Genomic DNA, 16,862 nt, shown 5'->3' on the forward strand with positions numbered 1-16,862 from the left:
CACCAGGAATCAGACGCTGCTCCTGCCCGTCGCGCTCGCTGTACTGGTTCGCGAGGAACCGCACGAGGGCCTGCGCAGTGGTAAGCCGTACGGTCTCCATCACTGGTCCTTCCCGAAGGGCAGCCGGGGGTCGGTCTCCTGGGAGTCCCAGGTGGTGCGCACCCAGCCGTGTGCCGGGTCGTCGCAGATCAGCCAGGCCCGGTCCTGACCGGGTCCGGCCATTACATTCAGGTAATACAGGTCGTAGCCGGGGGCCGCGACCGAGGGACCGTGCCAGCCGTGCGGGATCAGCACGGTGTCGCCGGTGCGCACCTCGGCGAGGACGTCGAGGGGGCGGTCGGCCGTTCCGTACACCCGCTGGTAGGCGAAGCCGGGGCCGGCGGGGCCCTCGGCGACCTCGAAGTAGTAGATCTCCTCGAGCTCGCTCTCGACGGGGGTCCCGTCGGCGTCCTTCCTGACCTCGTCGTGCTTGTGGGGCGGGTACGAGGACCAGTTGCCGCCGGGGGTGAGGACCTCGCAGACGAGCAGTTGGTCGGCCTCGAAGGTGTGCGGCAGGCAGTAGTTGTTGACCTGGCGCGAGCAGTTCCCGGCGCCGCGCAGCTCGGCGGGGACGCCGTCGGCGGGGCCGTACCGCGCGGTCAGTCGGCGCTCGCAGCGGGCCGAGGGGAGGGCGAAACGTCCGCCGTGCTCGCTGCGGATCACGGCCTCGGCGTCCCGCGGGAGGTACGCGAAGTCGGTGACCGAGGCGAAGACGCCGTCGCGGCCCGCCAGCAGGAAGGTGGTGCCGTCGACCGCGACCGTACAGGAACCCGCGAGCGGCAGGACCAGGTACTCGCTGTCGTCGGTGGAGAGGCTGACCTGCTCGCCCGGGGCGAGTTCGACCACGCGCAGTCCGGAGTAGCCCCACCGGGCGGACTCGGGGGTGATCAGTGTGGAGTACGGGCCCTGTGCGGTACTGCGCGCGGGCAGATGCAGTGTGTTGTCTTGGGTATTCACAGCAGGCTCACCGCTCGGTCGACGGCTCCGGCGACATCGCCGTCGGAGGGATAGAGGAGGGACCGGCCGACGACCAGTCCTTGCACGGTCGGCAGGGAGAGCGCCTTGTGCCACGCGCTGAACGCGGCCTCGGCGTCCTTGACCTCGCCGCCGAGCAGCAGGACGGGCAGGGTCGAGGAGGCGAGGACGCGCTCCATGTCGTCCACGACCGGCAGCTTCAGCCAGGTGTACGCGGACCGGCGGCCGAGCCCGGAGGCGATGGTGATCGACTTGATCACCGCATCGGGCGAGAGGTCGTTGCGGATCTTCCCGTCCACCCAGTGCGAGAGGAACGGCTCGACCAGGGCGATCAGCTCGTGGTCGTTCAGCTCGTCCACCGCGCGGGCGGTCTGCTCCAGTACGGAGGGGGTGGCCGGGTCGTCCAGGCAGATCCGGGTGAGCGTCTTGCCGCCGTCGAAGCCCATGGCCGCGATGGCCTCGGCGTCGTAGCCGGTGAAGCGGTCGTCGATCTCGAAGACGGACCCGGCGAGCCCGCCGCGGTTCATCGAGCCGAAGACGCTCTTGCCGTCGAGGACGCCGAGCAGCAGCAGGTCCTCCAGGATGTCCGCGGTGGCCAGCACACCGGTCACACCGGGGCGCTCCAGGGCGACGCACATCCGTTCCAGCAGCGCGGTGCGGTCGGCCATCGCGGAGGGGTCGCCGCCCACGGTGTTGGCACCGCGCGCGGGGTGGTCGGCGGCGATGATCATCGCCCGGCCGTGCTCACCGAGCGGCGAGACGGCTCTGACCCGTCGGGCAGCGGCTTCGGCGATGGCACCGGGATTGCTGACCCGGGCCGTCACGATCCGCCGGACCATGTCAGACACCCTCGATCTCCTCTGCGAGCTTCGCTTCGACCCGGGCCTCGTCGGGCATGGCGTCCGAACAGGCCAGCTCACCCGCGACGATCGCGCCCGCGGCATTGGCGAAGCGCATCACCCGCTCCAGCTCCCAGCCGGCGAGCAGCCCGTGGCACAGGGCGCCGCCGAAGGCGTCACCCGCGCCGAGCCCGTTGACGACGTCGACGGATACGGGCGGCACCTCGACCGTGTTGCCGGACCGGTCCATGGCCAGCACGCCCTTGGGGCCCTGCTTGACGACGGCGGTCTCGACCCCGAGCGCCAGCAGCGCGCGGGCGGCGGCGTACGGCTCGGTCTCACCGGTGGCGACCTCGCACTCCTCGCGGTTGCCGACGGCGACCGTGGTGTGCGCGAGCGCCTCGCGGTAGAAGGCGCGCGCCTCGGCGGCCCCCTTGCCCTCGGCGCCCTCCCAGAACATCGGCCGCCAGTCGAGGTCGAAGACGGTGATCCCGGCCTTCGCCCGGTGGGCCAGCGCCGCGAGCGTCGCCGACCGGCTGGGCTCGGCGCACAGGCCCGTACCCGACATCCAGAAGATCCGGGCCGACGCGATGGCGTCGAGATCCAGCTCCTCGGGACGGATGTCCAGGTCGGGAGCCTTGGGCAGCCGGTAGAAGTAGAGGGGGAAGTCGTCCGGCGGGAAGATCTCGCAGAACGTCACGGGGGTCGGTGCGATGCCGGACGTACCGACGTGTTCGCTGCTCACCCCGTAGCCCGTGAGGGCCTGTCGTACGAACCGGCCGAACGGGTCGTCCCCGGTTTTGGTGATCACCGAGGAGGTTCTGCCGTAGCGCGCCGCCGCGACGGCGACATTGGTGGGGCTACCGCCCAGGTACTTGCCGAACGAGGTGACATCCGCCAGGCCGACGCCTGATTGCAGCGGATAGATGTCCACCCCGACCCGTCCCATGGTCAGGACGTCCAGGACTGCCATGTGTGGGGACCTCCAGCACTGACACGCTCTACTAGCGCGCTCTAGTTGCCAGTACGATGCTCGATGTCTATATGTCCTGTCAATAGATGGTGACGGGCGGGTTTCCGCTAGGTTCACTCCGACGATCCGAAGGAGAGGGACCCCGTGGAGGAGCGGTCCGGCAGGCGCCCGACCATGGCGGACGTCGCGAAACGCGTCGGGGTCTCCCGTGCCCTGGTGTCGCTGGTGTTCCGCAACCAGCCCGGCGCCGGCGAGGAGACCCGCCGCCGGGTGCTGCGCGCCGCCGACGAACTGGGCTACCGCCCCGACAGCGCGGCCCGGCTGCTGGCCCGCGGCCGCAGCCGTACCATCGGCGTCGTTCTGACGGTGCATCAGACCTTCCAGGCCGACCTGGTCGAAGGCATCTACCCCGAGGCCGAACGCCTCGGCTACGACGTCCTGTTGTCCGCCAGCGCCCCCGGCCGCGACGAGAACAAGGCCGTCGAGGCACTGCTCAGCCACCGCTGCGAGGCCCTGCTCCTCCTCGGTCCCAAGGCACCCAATGCCCGCATCGAAGAGCTGGGCCGCCGCAGCGCCGTGGTGGTCGTCGGCCGCCGGGCCCGGGGCGCCGAGGTCGACAGTGTGCACACTTCCGAGAGCCGGGGCGTCAGCCAAGTGGTCTCCCACCTCGCCGAGTTGGGCCACCGCCATATCGTCCACATCGACGGCGGCAAGGACCCGGGCGCCGCCGAACGCCGCCGCGCCTTCCGCGCCGCCATGCGCGCCCACGGCCTCGCCGGCAGCGCCCGGGTGCTCCCCGGCGCCCACACCGAGGAATCCGGCAGCGCGGCGGGCCGCCTCCTCCTGGCCGGGGACCGCCTCCCCACCGCTGTCTTCGCGAGCAACGACCGCTGCGCCATGGGCCTGATGCACACCCTGGACCGGGCCGGTGTCCACGTACCCCGCGAGGTGTCGGTCGTCGGGTACGACGACAGTCACCTCTCCCACCTCTCCCACATCGACCTCTCCACGGTCCGCCAGGACCCGGTCCGGCTGGCCGAACACGCGGTCCGCTTCGCCGTGGAGCGCCTGGCCGACGCCACCCTCCCGCCCCGCGAAGCCGTACTGGAACCGAGACTGGTGGTACGGGGCACGAGCGCGGCGCCCCCCGCCCGCGCCGACTAGCGGCGCGGGCGGCGGAATCCTTTTGCGGCGTCGGCGCGCACCGCGGCAGGCTGGGGCGATGCTCATCCGACGTGAGACCCCCGCCGATGTGTCCGCCGTCCGCGCCGTCACCGCGGCCGCCTTCGCCGTCCCGGACACCGCCGTCCCGGTGGAGGTCCCCCTCCTCGACGCGCTGCGCGAGTGCGACGGCTGGCTGCCCGGACTGTCGCTGGTGGCGACGGACGGGGGCGGTGCGGTGATCGGGCATGTGGTGTGTACGCGGGGGAGCGTCGGCGAGGTGGCGGCGGTGGGCCTCGGCCCGATCGGTGTGGCGCCGGAGCGGCAGCGCGCGGGCGTCGGCCTGGCGCTGATGCATTCCGTGCTGGGGGCGGCGGACGCGCTGGGGGAGCCGCTGGTGGCGCTGCTCGGCAGCCCGGCGTACTACGGGAGGTTCGGGTTCCGTACGAGTACGGAGTACGGGATCACGTCGCCGGACCCCGCCTGGGGCGAGTACTTCCAGATCCGCCCGCTGACCGCGTACGACTCGGCCCTGCGCGGCCGGTTCCGTTACGCGGAGCCGTTCGAGCGGCTCTGAACCGGGGGCGGGATCACCGTCGGCGCCACCGAGGGATAAGGGATCATCCGGTACGCATATCCGTGACCTTGTCATCACGTCCATCGCGTTCAGCGCCCCGCCGCTGCTCAACGCCGATGGTGTGCACGAGCCGCTGGCGCTACGCGCTGTGTGCTCCAGCTCGCGACCATCGCCGTCACCCGGGCCATCGACACCGCGCGCGGCGGGCCCCGGGGGCCGCTGACCGCGATGGAGCGGGCGTGGGTCCGGTCGGCGCTCGGCCCGGCCGGTGTGGTCGCGCAGGCGCGGCGCTTGATCGACCTGTACGGCTTCCGGTCGATCAAGCCCAAGGGTGGTGTCTTCCCGCCCGACGAGGAGATCGCCGCGATCCGCGCGCTCGCCGAGGCGTTCCCCCGGCATGCCGCTGCGGCTCAACCCCAACATCGCCTGTTCCACGGAGACTTCGCTCTTCGTCGCCCGGGAGCTGGACGGCGTGCTGGAGTATCTGGAGGACCCGACCGGCACCATCGCGGGGATGGCGGAGGTCGCGGAGCCGGCCCCGATGCCACTGGCCGCCAACATGTGCGTGATCTCCTTCGAGACACTGCGCCCGGGGATCGAACAGGGCGCGGTCGGTGTGGTCCTCTCGGGCCGCCACTACAGGGGCGGACTGCGACGGACCCGTGAACTCGCCGCCGTCTGCGAGACGTTCGGGATCGGTGTGTCCACGCACTCCAACTTCCACCTGGGCATCGGCCTGGCCGCCATGACCCATGTCGCGGCGGTCGTCCCGAACCTCACCTACGCCTGCGACACCCACTACCCGTGGAACGGCCAGGACGACATCGTGGTCCCCGGGGTGCTGGAGTTCGTCGACGGCGGTGTGCCCGTGCCGACCGGCCCCGGGCTCGGTGTGGAGCCGGACCAGGACGCGCCGGCCGCCCGGCACCGCACGTTCCTCGAAGCGGGACGCGAGCGCCGGGACGACACCGGCTATATGCGCCGTGTCGACCCGGCGTACGACCTAACGCTGCCGCGCTGGTGAACCGGGATGTGCCGGTCACAGCACTAGCCTCGCTGTTTCGCTTCGAGTGGCTGAGTCGATCTGAGCGGGATGTGGTGGTGGGTTCGGTTGCTTGTCGCCGTCGGGCATGACCGGGGCCCGACGCGCGGGTCGGGTGCTCCAGGGTTTCTCGGGTCGTGGGTGGGCAGGGACTGTTGGGGTTCAGGTGGCTGGCCTGGGCAGGTCCGCAAGGCGGGTGAATGCGTTGGCCAGCTCGTTTCGCCAGGGCCAGGTGGCGGAGATTCGTCGGCAGCGGCGGCGGCCTCCGCGGGTGATGCGGGCGGCGGTGTGCAGGAGCCGGTAGCGGAGCTTCTTCGGCTCTGCGGTGGCCAACTCGCCTTCCAGTAGAAGTGTTTGAGTCCAGGCGGGCAGGTCGGCGCCGGTCGGTGCCAGTTCGAGTCAGGCCGCGTTGATGTGGAAGGGGCGGGAGGGGACGGCCGAAGCCGGTGGACTTGCCGCTGCGGATGCGGTCTTCGACGCGGGCGTGTGCGTGATGGCGGACCTTCAGATGGTGCACGGAGCCCTGCCCGTAGGGGGTGTCTGTGAGGAAGACCTGGTGGCGCATGCCTTCGTCCAGGTCGAACAGTGAGAGCTGGGCGCCGGGGTGCGGGCGTTCGCGCCGGACGATGACCCGGGTGCCGTCCGGGTAGTCGGCCAGGTCGATCATGCCGGTCAGCTCGGCGACTTCCCCATTTGAGTGAATGGTGCCCTGAACGCGCTTTCAGAGCAATCCGTACTGCCCTCCGCGCCGAATTCGTCACAGGTGAGGGGCGGGGAAGGCGTCCCTGAATCGATGTTCCGGATCCGGGGGCATGGGGTGCTTGGCGGCTCCCATAGAAACGCATGCCATTTTTCGCGCAATTCGACCATTTGATTAAGTATGGAAAATTCCTTTATCGGATCCTGTTCGCGGTTCGACTCGCCGTTTACCCGTCAGGAGGAGGGGCCCTTCGGGTGTGGAAGTTCCGCCCGGAACTCCTCGGGGGTTTCGGGTAATACGGCCACGGCGCGCTGGGGGCGCATCCAGGGAGCGGGGATGCGGCCTCCGTCGACTGCAGGTCGACCTCCGGGTATCCGGCGGGCAGTTGGTAACCGGCGAAGAGTTTCGGGGCTTCGTAACGGTGGCGGGGACATCTCGGTAATTTCGAGGAATCGATTCGGCAGTGGATGGCCCACCTGACTGTCTTCCCCCTTGGTGCAAATGATGTGCAATAGGGTGGGGTGGTATCGGTTGGCCTAGTCCACGCCTTCGTGTCGGGCATGGTTCTCGACCTCTCGCGCCCGGGTGTTTCGTGCACTTCACCTGCGGTTCTTCCCGGAAACACCGAAGGGAGAGGGAATCGGCGCGGAATCGCATCGGCCTTTTACGGCGCATCTTCGTGCTTCTCTGTTTACGCGCATCGAATCTCCGGTGCGCGGTGATGCTCGACCGGTCATGGCTGCCTTCGCGGAAGCCGCCAGGACACGTTCCGTTGTCCGCCGGGCGACTTCTTACCTCCCCCATCCGAACCCCTTGTGTCCATGTACGGCACCGCCGTATCCGGACACGGGAACTTCGCAGTGAGAGGACTTCATGAAACCCCCTTCGGTACGGCCGCGTGCCCGCCGTGTCCTGGATCGTTCCCTGCTCGTGCTCGGTACGGGCGCGCTGGCCACCGGGCTCGGCGCGCTGACCCTGGCGCCGGGCGTCAGTTCGGCCTCCAGCCACCGGGAGGCGCCGCTGATCGCCGGTGATCCCCGGGCGGACAACACGGACGTCTACGCGTTCACCAGCCCGGACAAGTCCGACACGGTGACCCTCGTCGCGAACTGGATTCCGTTCGAGGAGCCCAACGGCGGCCCGAACTTCTACGCGTTCGCCGATGACGCGCGGTACCACATCAAGATCGACAACACGGGTGACGGACGCCCGGACGTGACGTACACCTGGTGCTTCCGCAATATCGTCCGGGACGCCGCCAACCAGTTCCTGTACAACACCGGTCCCGTGCGCACGATCGACGACCCGAATCTCAACTTCCGTCAGGTGTACGACCTGACCGTGACCGAGGACGGGCGCACCCGCACCCTGCTGAAGGACGCTCCGGTCGCGCCGTCGCGGGTGGGTCCCGCGTCGATGCCGGACTACAAGGCCCTGCGGGACCAGGCCGTGCGTGACGTGCCCGGCGGCGCGAAGGCGTTCGCCGGACAGGCCGACGACCCGTTCTTCGCCGACCTGCGGGTCTTCGACCTGCTCTACGGCGGCAACCTCAGCGAGACCGGCCAGGACACCCTGGCCGGCTACAACGTGAACTCGGTGGCGCTCCAGATCCCCAAGAAGGCCCTGGCCCTGCGCGGCAATCCGGCCCGCAACCCGGTCGTCGGCATCTGGTCCACGACCGAACGCCAGGGGGCGGCCGTCACCGACAGCCGCGCGAAGGACAAGGCCGCCGACCCCGGCTGGCGGCAGGTCTCACGGCTGGGCAACCCGCTGGTCAACGAGGTCGTCGTCCCACTCCAGTACAAGGACGCCTTCAACGCGCTCTCCCCGGACCAGGACCGCACCGTGCAGCCGGTCGTCGACAAGGTCTACGACCCGATCCTGCCCAAGGTCATCCAGCAGGTCTACGGGATCCCCGCGCCGAAGACGCCGCGCGACGACCTCGCCGAGATCTACCTGACCGGCATCTGCAAGGCGTGCGGCCCGATCAAGGCAGACCTCAACGCCCACAGCCTCAACCAGGACGCGAACCCTCGGCAGATCGTCCCGGCCGAGGAACTCCGGCTCAACATGACGGTGCCGCCGACGGCAAAGCCCCAGCGGCTCGGCGTGCTCGCCGGCGACCTGGCCGGATTCCCCAACGGCCGACGGCTGACCGACGACGTCATCGACATCTCCCTGCAGGCGGTCGAAGGCGCTGCCCAGACCGGTGTGCTCGTCCCCGCCCTCAAGGATGGCGACAAGGTCAACGCCAACGACGTCGGCTTCGGACGCGGTTTCCCGTATCTGGCGCTGCCTCACACCAAGGCCGTGAACTCGCCCCGGACGGGGGCGGCACAGCGGTCCTCGGCGCTCCACCCCAACAGCGCCGCGGCGATCGGCGGAGTGGGCGCGCTGCTGCTCGGCGCGGGCGGGTTCCGCGTCTGGCGCCGCCGGGCCACCACCACCTGACCCTCCCGGACCCGGGGGCCGGGCGGGGTTCTCCCTTACGGGAAGACCCCGCCCTGCCCCCGGGCAGACGTCACCCGTAACCGTCATCTCTCGGAGGAGGACCGTGTCTCAGCCGGCCAGCCACCCCAGCCCCCGGCCTCGTCACCTGCCGCCCCACGCGCGGCCCGACGGCAGAGGCCGAAGACGGCTGCGCGGTGGGGTGGTCGCGCTGGCCCTGGGCGCGACGTTCTTCGCGGTGGGCGCGGTCGGGCTGGCCGGACGGGACGCCGCTCCGGCCGGGGGCGAAGCGGCGGCGGGCGTACGGCCAGGGTCGCCCGAAGCGATGCGGGAGCGGCTGCGCCGGCTTCCCGAAGACGCCCCGGGCTGGGCCTCCCTGGGCATGGCCTACGTACAACAGGCCCGTACCACCGCCGACCCGGCCACCTACGACAAGGCCGAGTCCGCACTGCGGACCTCACTGAAAGTCCAGCCCCGCGACAACTACGCCGCTCAGACCGGGATGGGCGCACTGGCCGCCGCGCGGCACGACTTCGCGGCGGCTCTGGACTGGGGCCGCCGGGCCGTCGCCACCAACCCCGCGGGATCCGGGGCGTACGGGGTGCTCGCCGACGCCCACACCCAGCTCGGCCAGTACGAAGCGTCCTACCAGGACGTCCAGCGCATGATCGACCTGCGGCCCGACACCGCCTCGCTCGCCCGCGCCTCGTACACCTGGGAACTGCGCGGCGACATCGTCCGCGCCCGCGCCCTCATGGAACGCGCGCTCAACGACGCCCCGACACCGGGGGACCAGGCGTTCACCCACGCCCATCTCGCCACCCTGGCAGTGGAATCGGGGGACGCGCGCACCGGGTTGCGGGAGGCGGAGTACGGTCTGCGCGCCAACCCCCGCGATCCTCAGCTGCTGGAGGCACGGGCCCGCGCCCACAGCGCGCTCGGCGACAGCCGTCGCGCCGTCGCGGACTATACGGCGGCAGTGGCGATCACCCCGCTGCCCCAGTACGTCCTGGGCCTCGGCGAACTCCAGCAGTCCCTCGGCCACACAGCCGCCGCCCAGGAGCAGTACGCGCTCCTGCGCGCACAGGAGCGGCTGCGGGTGGCCGCGACGACCCCGGCCGATGTGGACGCCATCCTCTTCGAGGCCGATCACGGCGATGCCCGGCGCGCCGTCGGCATGGGCCGTACCGCGGTGGAGAACCGGCCCTTCATCGCCGTACAGGACGCCTACGCCTGGGCGCTGCACCGAGCGGGACAGGACACGCGGGCGCTGCCGTACGCGAACCGGGCCCTGGCCCTCGGTACCCGCAGCGCGCTCTCCCACTACCACCGCGCCATGATCGAACAGTCGCTCGGCGACCTGACGGCGGCCCGCCGGGACCTGGAAACCGCCCTCGCCATGGACCCGCACTTCCATCCCCTGCACGCACCCGCCGCACGGACCGCTCTCCGCGCTCTCCAGCGAATCGACTCCGCCTCATGAACAGCTACCGGTTCCCCGGGATCCACCGTGCCGCCGCACTCTGCGTCCTTACGGCCGCCCTGGCCGCCGCCTCCGCCGCGGTGGCCACCGCGCACCCCCTGGGCAACTTCACCGTCAACCATCACACAGGTCTCACCTTGCGTCCGGACCGTATCGACGCGACTCTCGTCGTCGACCGGGCCGAGATCGCCGCCGCGCAGGAGCGCGTACGCGTCGACCGGGACGGCGACGGCACCGTCGACGCGGCGGAAGCCCGCGCCCACGCACGGCAGGAGTGCGCCACCGCGGCCGGCCGGCTGCGGGTGGAGACCGGCGGCCACCGACTGAAATGGACTCCGTCGGGCAGTTCGTTCACCTACCACCCGGGCGAGGCCGGACTCACCACGAGCCGGCTCACCTGCGCGCTCACCTCGGCGGCCGACCTGCGCGGCCCGTCGGACATCACCGTGCGCACCGGATACGACACCAGCCGGATCGGCTGGCAGGAGATCACCGCCCGCAGCGTCGGTGTCACCCTCACCCACTCCGATGTGCCCGCCCGTTCGGCCACCGACGAACTGCGCCACTACCCCACGGACCCGCTGGCCGACCCGCTCGATCAGCGGTCCGCCGCACTGCGCACCACGCCGGGCGACGTGGGTGAGACGCCGGGCGTGTCGGCCGTCCTGCCCGGTGCCGGGCCCCTCAGCACGGCCCTGGACCGGGTCTCCGGGGTGTTCGACTCTCTCGTCGGCAGCCGCGAACTCACCGTGCCCGTGGGGCTCCTGGCGCTGCTCCTTGCCGTGATCCTGGGCGCCTCGCACGCGGCACTGCCGGGCCACGGGAAGACCATCATGGCGGCCTATCTCGCCGGCCGGCGAGGAACGCCCAGGGACGCGGTCACGGTCGGCGCCACCGTCACTCTCACCCATACGGCCGGAGTTCTGGTCCTGGGTCTTGCCCTGCCCGTCGCCACCACGCTCGCCGGCGAGACCGTACTGACCTGGCTGGGAGTGGCCAGTGGCCTCCTCGTCACCGGCATCGGCCTGTGGCTGCTGCGGGCCGCACTACTGAACCGGCCCACCCCCGGACACCATCACCACCATGGTCACGGACACAGCCACCACCATGAGCACGGACACAGCCACCACCATGAGCACGGACACAGCCACCACCATGAGCACGGGCACGGGCACGGGCATCATCACCACGGCGATGCCGGACTCCGCCCGCAGACAGATCGGGCAGAGCGGACAGACCTGTCACACGGTCAAGGCCCGGCACTGGCCGTACTCACGAAGCCGCACAGCCATACAACGCACCGTCACGAGCCGCACAGCCACCCGGATCCTGCCGCGGTGACACGCGGCGGACTGATCGGCATGGGCATCGCGGGCGGGCTCGTCCCCAGCCCCTCCGCCCTGGTCGTCCTGCTGGGCGCCGTCGCCCTGGGCCGCACGGCCTTCGGCATCCTCCTGGTGCTGGGCTACGGACTCGGTATGGCAGCCACACTCACGCTCGCCGGCCTCATCCTCGTACGACTGCGCGACCGCATCGACCGCACCGTGCGCACGGGCACGGCCCGCCGCCCGGCCCTCCTCCGGCAGCTGGCCCGGACCGGCCCCGTGGCCACCTCGGCCCTCGTACTGCTCGTCGGCATCGGACTGACACTCAGGGCTGCGGCGGGTCCATGGTGAGTTGGTGAACTGGCTCGCCTATGTTCGCGCTGTCCAGGTGTGATCACGTCCGTGTCAGCCACGTTCCTCCCCCATGGTCCGCGTCGCACAGGCAGGCCGGCGCCGGATTCGCCTCGCGGAGCGACTGGACGACGAGGTTCTCGAACACGAGCCGTGGCGCGCGCCGATCCGCGGCTGGTGATCCTTCTCGAAGAGGTCAACGCCACCATGGCGCAGCTCAAGCGGTACTGGGTGTGATCCTCTCCTGTTCCACTGTGTCCAGCCGATCGGCTTTAGCCTTGGCTAGAGAGGAAGCGCGACCGCCGTCGGTACGCAGGGCACCCGGTCGCAGTGTGCGCGTGCCCGTACGAGCAGGGCCTCGGGCGCGGGGACCGGCTGGAGCGCGGTCAGATGCAGTAACCACAGATCGTGCAGCCCCTCCTCGATCTGGCTGCGCCCCTCCAGGGCGTCGGAGACGGTGTGCAGTCCGAAGAACGCGCACACCAGGCCGTACGCGGCCACCTCCGGCGGGACGCCCGCCGCGAGTTCCCCCTCGCTGCGGGCCTCTTCGAGCAGCCCGGTGACCGTCTCCAGCCAGCCCACGAAGGGGCGCGGGAGCGTGGCGTCGATGGCGGCGCGCTCCGCCCAGAGCCTGGCCCCGGCCCGGATGACGACATCGTCACGGAAAGCCCGCGCCACATCGAAACTCAGTGCGACCAGCTTTTCGAGTGCGGGAAGATCGACCGATCCGTACCGGCCGATCAGCGTGGGCCAGGTCGCGAAATGCTCCTCGACAATGGCCAGTGCGAGATTCTCCTTGCTCGCGAAGTGGAAGTAGATGGCACCGCTGGTCCGTCCGGACCGCGCGCTGATATCGCTGATACTGGTACCGGCATAGCCCCGTTCATCGAACAGACGTGCCGCCGACTCCAGAAGAAACCTGCGCGTCGTTTTCGCCCGAACCTGCGCCGCCCGAACCTGCATATGTACCTCGGATTGCCGTTCCGTTAAATGACAGCACGCAATGTAGCGGGTTTGGCGGCCGGGGCTGGGGTGCGGCCCCCGAAGAATTACGATGTGCTTGTCCCATGAGTACATCGGTGGGCGGCGCATCAGTCGACGACCGGGGAGAGCGCCTCCCCGATGACCCCGGACCGCTGCCGAGCCCGCCGTCCGGACCCTTGCCGGGACCGCTCGGCGCGCCGCTGCCCGGCACGCAGCCCCGCCCGCCGTCCGCGCCGCTGTCCGGTGCGCAGCCATGCTCGTCGTCCGAGCCGCTGTCCGGCGCGCCGTCCGGGCTGTTCGCCAAGTCGCTGTCCTGGTCGCGCACCGTCGCCCGCGAGCTGGTGCACCGGGACTCCGTCGCCGAGGTGCTGCTCACCGACGTACGCCCGGCCGGGAACGGTACGTACGAGGCCGCCGCGTCCTGGCCCCGGTCGCATCCCACCTTCCCCCGGGGCGGTGTCGATCTGCACAGCCCGCTGATGGTCGTCGAGACGCTGCGTCAGCTCGGCATCTATCTCCCCCTGCGGTATTTCGCGGTACCGAGGGACGTGCGCATGGTCATCACCGAACTCTTCTTCGAGATCGACCCCGCCGCCGAACCCCGGCCGGCTTCCGGCGCCACCCAGGTCACCTGCCGCGTACGGGTCGGCGGAGTGCGCCGGGGCGCGGACGGCGAGGTCACCGGATTGCGGCTGGGAGTGACCTATCTGGCCGACGGCACGCCCTTCGCCCGGTCCGGCGGAGGCGCGCGCTTTCTCGGCCCCGAGCGGTACGACGCGGTACGGAAGGGGCGCGCCGCCCCCGTCGGGGACCCCGGAGCGCCCGGCGGCGGGACGGTCCGGCCCGACGCGCGGGCGCTGGGGGTGAGCGGCGCCCATGACGTCGTGATCGCGGCGGACGGCGCCACCCTCCTGGTGGAACCCGCCGACATGAGGCATCCGTACTTCTTCGACCACGCCACCGACCATCTGCCGGGCATGATCGTCCTTGAGGCCGCCCGTCAGGCCGCCGCCGTGGAAAGCGGCGGAAGGCTGCTGCGCCCTACCGCCGGTCGGCTGAAAACCGCGCGGTTCATCGAATACCTTCCGGCGGCCCGTGTGATCTGCGTTCCGCACCATGCGACCTGCGTTTTCCGCTTTCTCCAGGATGGTGAACAGAAGGCGTTCGGAGTGCTGCGCTACCAATAAACACATAGGGACACTTATCGCGTTCGCTTGACTGCTCCGAGTGACTCTCCCTAGCGTAGCGATCGTTATGTTCTGGGCGGTCGCCCGAAGTCACGCATGCCTGCGGTGTTTCGCACCGATGCGGCGGTCAGTGCTGCCGCGATAAAGGCTTTCCCCGAACGGAAACAATCGGATGACAGCACAACGCATCCTTTCCTGGACCCCCGCCGCCATCGTCTTCGACTGTGACGGCACACTCATGGACACCGAATGCCACTGGCAGGACGCGCGTATTCGCGCATTGCGCGAGTACGGATTCCTCCCCGCTCCGGGATTCGCGGAGCGGGCCAAGGGGCTGCACTACACGGAATGCGGGCAGCTCATGGCCGAGGAGGCCGGACGCCCCGAACTGGGCGAGGAGCTGACCGGCCGGCTGCTCGCCCACTTCCACACGCTGGTCGCCGAACAGCCCCTGACGATGCCCGGCGCCCGCCGGCTCGTCGAGGAGGCGGCGACGTTCGCGCCGCTGGCCGTCGCCAGCAACTGTCCGATGGAGGTCGTCGAAGCCTGCCTCGACACCGCCGGGCTGCTCTCCCGCTTCGGCCATATCGTGGTCCCGCGAGAGGGGATCCGGCCCAAGCCGCACCCGGACGTCTATCTCACCGCCGCCCGGCTCTGCGGCGCCGCGCCGGCCGACACCCTGGCGGTCGAGGACTCGCACGTCGGGATCCAGGCCGCCGAGCGGGCCGGAATGCGGGTCATGGGCGTCGGCCCCTGGCCGGACGAGCGGACCGTGGCGCTGGTGGACCTCTGGGTCCGCTCACTGGACGAACCGGAGGTACGGGACTGGGCGGGCGCCCGGGTCCCGGCCCAGGTCTCGCGGGTCGCACCGGGTGGGCCGGGTGGGGAAATCGGCCTACCATGAACCCTTGAGGGCATATCCGACCGGAAGCCGCATGTCGTACCGTGTGTTGCCTCGCGTGACGCATCGCATGTCGCACTCCATGTGGCACCGCATGCCGCGTCGTATGCCGCGTCGTGTGTCGCCGCACAGGGAGATGGCCATCGGATGGACGAGGAACGCGCCGGCCGTCTCGTATCGGCGCTGCGCTCCCGGGGCGTGCCGGCCCACCTGGCGCATCTGGGCGTCTACCAGTGCGGGGTGCAGATCGTGCTCCTCGACGGCGGCGAGGCGATCTGGGACACGGACCCTGTGATGGGGCTGCGGGCCGAGGTCGTCGAGGACGGTGTGCTCGTCGGATTCGTCCCCCATGTGAGCGGCTCCGAGACCTTCACCGAGGAGCAGCTCGTCGAGGTCATCGCCGCCGCCCGGTACGACAAGGCGGGCCTGCGTCCCCCGGCGGACGGTGGTACGGACGCGCCGGGCGGCGACGGCCCGGTGCCGTACCGGGGCGCCGGTCCCGTACTCCCGCCGAGATCCGCGCGCCGAGGGCCGCGGCTGCCGAGGCTTCCCCGGTGGCCGCGCAGGAAGCCGTAGGCACGCCCGTACGGGCGTCCGATTGATCGAAAGCGATGGCGGGGCCGCGTTCCGTACGTAGGTGTGGGTGCGGCCTCATGTCACGCGGTCGGCTGTTGTTTCCGTGTATTCGCCCCGGGTGCGCTCCGCGTGGGCATGCTGGTCCGCATGGCTGAGCTTGGTGACAACGTGCCCGCGTACCGCACGATCCGGGTGTCGGGACCGGACGGGCCGGTCGAGGCAGTGGCGGATGTGGCGGCGTGGCAGGCGCGCGAGAGGTATCCGGACATCCTCTCGGCGGGCGGTCCGCTCTTCGGAGTGGTGCGCGAACGCGAGGCGGGCGGCTGGGAGTTGATCGCCGCCTTCTCCGCACGGACCCCGCAGGACGCGCGCGACACCATGGGCTCGCGGTTCCGTGAACTGGCGCAGGAGCTGGGGCGGGCCGGTGACACGGCCGCGCGGGACGAGTGCATGCGGGCGGCGGAACGTACGGAGTGGGAGAAGACCGACGGGATGACCGTGCTCGGCGTCCGCTACCGGATCGCGCGGGCGGAGTGTTTCGTACGCTCGGGACCCGAGGGCCCCGAACCCCCGCGCCCGACCGACCCGGATCCGATGACGGCCGGCGAGTCGTACCGCGCCCCGGACCCGGCGGACGGATTCGTCTTCGACCCGGCCATCCCCACGGGCATGTCCGAAGGCATCCTCAAGGTCGAACTCCTCGCGATGGTACCGATGTCGGGCGTCGTGCCCGACGGCATCCGCGAGGACGCACAACACGCCCTGTACTCGCACCCCGGCGGTGTGTTGCTGCCCGCGACCTATATGACGGCCAAGAAGGTGCACGGACACTGGCGGCCGAACTCCACCGCCACCCGCACCACACCGCAGGGCGCCCGGGACTCGCTGGCCATGGTGCTGCGGGTGATGATCCCCTGGAGGGGTGGTCTCGACGAGGAGGAGAGAGCGCCGTACTCCGCCGCGGCGGACCGGCTCGACGCCGAGCGGGCCGACGAACTGGAGGTCGAGGGGCTCCACTTCAGGGTCGTACGCATCGAACGTCTGGTACGGATCGGCCCGGACGGGCCCGAGGGGCCGCGTCCCTGCGACCCCGATCCGCAGCTCCCGGTGATGGCGCAGCACCAGGAGTGGATCGATCAGGGGCTGGCCGCCGAGGACGACGAGGACTCGGACGCGTCCGTCGAACTCGACGAGAGCGCGAGGAAGTTGAAGGATCTCTTCGATGAAGAGGAGGCGCGCAGGGAGAAGACGCACGCGGAGCGCCGGTCGTCGAAATAGCCGGAGATCCCGAGGGTCAGGGT

General features: G+C 70.6%; 14 protein-coding genes and 1 pseudogene. 10 read left to right on the forward strand and 5 right to left on the reverse strand.

The genetic code is table 11. The annotated features are described in order from the left end of the window. Positions 1 to 99: 99 nt before the first annotated feature. From iolB to iolC, 3 genes are read right to left on the reverse strand one after another with little or no spacing between them, the layout of a single operon-like run. Positions 100 to 996: a 5-deoxy-glucuronate isomerase gene (gene iolB, locus ACIP8W_RS19580; RefSeq protein ID WP_401955998.1), complete on the reverse strand. Its 897-nt coding sequence runs from the start codon at positions 994 to 996 to the stop codon at positions 100 to 102. Then, entirely contained in the window at positions 993 to 1,853 is an 861-nt protein-coding gene (locus tag ACIP8W_RS19585; protein WP_402154467.1) for an aldolase, read from the reverse strand. Before ACIP8W_RS19585 ends, iolB begins: the two co-directional genes overlap by 4 nt. Before the next feature lies 1 nt (position 1,854). Then, entirely contained in the window at positions 1,855 to 2,826 is a 972-nt protein-coding gene (gene iolC, locus ACIP8W_RS19590; RefSeq protein WP_401955997.1) for a 5-dehydro-2-deoxygluconokinase, read from the reverse strand. A gap of 174 nt (positions 2,827 to 3,000) precedes the next feature. Between iolC and ACIP8W_RS19595 the strand changes: the two genes are divergently transcribed. The 3 genes from ACIP8W_RS19595 to ACIP8W_RS19605 all read left to right on the forward strand — a co-directional run bounded on the left by ACIP8W_RS19595 (position 3,001) and on the right by ACIP8W_RS19605 (position 5,588). Next, a complete protein-coding gene (locus tag ACIP8W_RS19595; protein ID WP_401956006.1) occupies positions 3,001 to 3,990 on the forward strand; it encodes a LacI family DNA-binding transcriptional regulator in 990 nt (329 codons plus the stop codon). A 58-nt stretch (positions 3,991 to 4,048) separates the two neighbouring features. Then, positions 4,049 to 4,564 carry a GNAT family N-acetyltransferase gene (locus tag ACIP8W_RS19600; protein ID WP_401955996.1) on the forward strand — a complete coding sequence of 172 codons (516 nt, stop codon included), beginning with the start codon at positions 4,049 to 4,051 and terminating at the stop codon, positions 4,562 to 4,564. 397 nt (positions 4,565 to 4,961) lie between these two features. After that, on the forward strand, positions 4,962 to 5,588 hold the full coding sequence (locus ACIP8W_RS19605; protein WP_402203842.1) for an enolase C-terminal domain-like protein: 627 nt from the start codon (positions 4,962 to 4,964) through the stop codon (positions 5,586 to 5,588). Between the two features lie 180 nt (positions 5,589 to 5,768). Here the strand turns inward: ACIP8W_RS19605 and ACIP8W_RS19610 are convergent. Then, a pseudogene (locus ACIP8W_RS19610) lies at positions 5,769 to 6,294 on the reverse strand (transposase); the annotation flags it as partial. 885 nt (positions 6,295 to 7,179) lie between these two features. Here ACIP8W_RS19610 and ACIP8W_RS19615 point away from each other — a divergent pair. The 3 genes from ACIP8W_RS19615 to ACIP8W_RS19625 all read left to right on the forward strand — a co-directional run bounded on the left by ACIP8W_RS19615 (position 7,180) and on the right by ACIP8W_RS19625 (position 11,913). Next, the gene (locus ACIP8W_RS19615) at positions 7,180 to 8,757 is read left to right on the forward strand and encodes a DUF4331 domain-containing protein (RefSeq protein WP_401955994.1); all 1,578 of its coding nucleotides are present in this window, start codon (positions 7,180 to 7,182) and stop codon (positions 8,755 to 8,757) included. Positions 8,758 to 8,860: 103 nt separating this feature from the next. Then, entirely contained in the window at positions 8,861 to 10,237 is a 1,377-nt protein-coding gene (locus ACIP8W_RS19620; protein WP_402203844.1) for a tetratricopeptide repeat protein, read from the forward strand. Further along, positions 10,234 to 11,913: a nickel/cobalt transporter gene (locus ACIP8W_RS19625; RefSeq protein WP_402203846.1), complete on the forward strand. Its 1,680-nt coding sequence runs from the start codon at positions 10,234 to 10,236 to the stop codon at positions 11,911 to 11,913. Before ACIP8W_RS19620 ends, ACIP8W_RS19625 begins: the two co-directional genes overlap by 4 nt. Positions 11,914 to 12,195: 282 nt before the next feature. Here the strand turns inward: ACIP8W_RS19625 and ACIP8W_RS19630 are convergent, their stop codons facing one another. Continuing rightward, positions 12,196 to 12,876: a ScbR family autoregulator-binding transcription factor gene (locus tag ACIP8W_RS19630; RefSeq protein WP_401955991.1), complete on the reverse strand. Its 681-nt coding sequence runs from the start codon at positions 12,874 to 12,876 to the stop codon at positions 12,196 to 12,198. A gap of 104 nt (positions 12,877 to 12,980) precedes the next feature. On the opposite strand from ACIP8W_RS19630, the gene ACIP8W_RS19635 reads away from it, so the two are divergent. From ACIP8W_RS19635 to ACIP8W_RS19650, 4 genes are all read left to right on the forward strand, one after another. After that, positions 12,981 to 14,084: a ScbA/BarX family gamma-butyrolactone biosynthesis protein gene (locus tag ACIP8W_RS19635; RefSeq protein WP_401955990.1), complete on the forward strand. Its 1,104-nt coding sequence runs from the start codon at positions 12,981 to 12,983 to the stop codon at positions 14,082 to 14,084. Positions 14,085 to 14,256: 172 nt separating this feature from the next. Continuing rightward, positions 14,257 to 14,988, forward strand: coding sequence for an HAD family hydrolase (locus ACIP8W_RS19640; protein ID WP_401955989.1), 732 nt, complete (start codon positions 14,257 to 14,259; stop codon positions 14,986 to 14,988). Between the two features lie 144 nt (positions 14,989 to 15,132). Then, positions 15,133 to 15,561 carry a hypothetical protein gene (locus ACIP8W_RS19645; protein WP_402203849.1) on the forward strand — a complete coding sequence of 143 codons (429 nt, stop codon included), beginning with the start codon at positions 15,133 to 15,135 and terminating at the stop codon, positions 15,559 to 15,561. 147 nt (positions 15,562 to 15,708) lie between these two features. Continuing rightward, on the forward strand, positions 15,709 to 16,839 hold the full coding sequence (locus tag ACIP8W_RS19650; RefSeq protein WP_401955987.1) for a DUF5954 family protein: 1,131 nt from the start codon (positions 15,709 to 15,711) through the stop codon (positions 16,837 to 16,839). The last annotated feature ends 23 nt before the right edge of the window (positions 16,840 to 16,862 follow it).

Origin of the sequence: Streptomyces sp. NPDC088554 (genome assembly GCF_044752945.1) — a bacterium.
Lineage (GTDB): Bacteria > Actinomycetota > Actinomycetes > Streptomycetales > Streptomycetaceae > Streptomyces.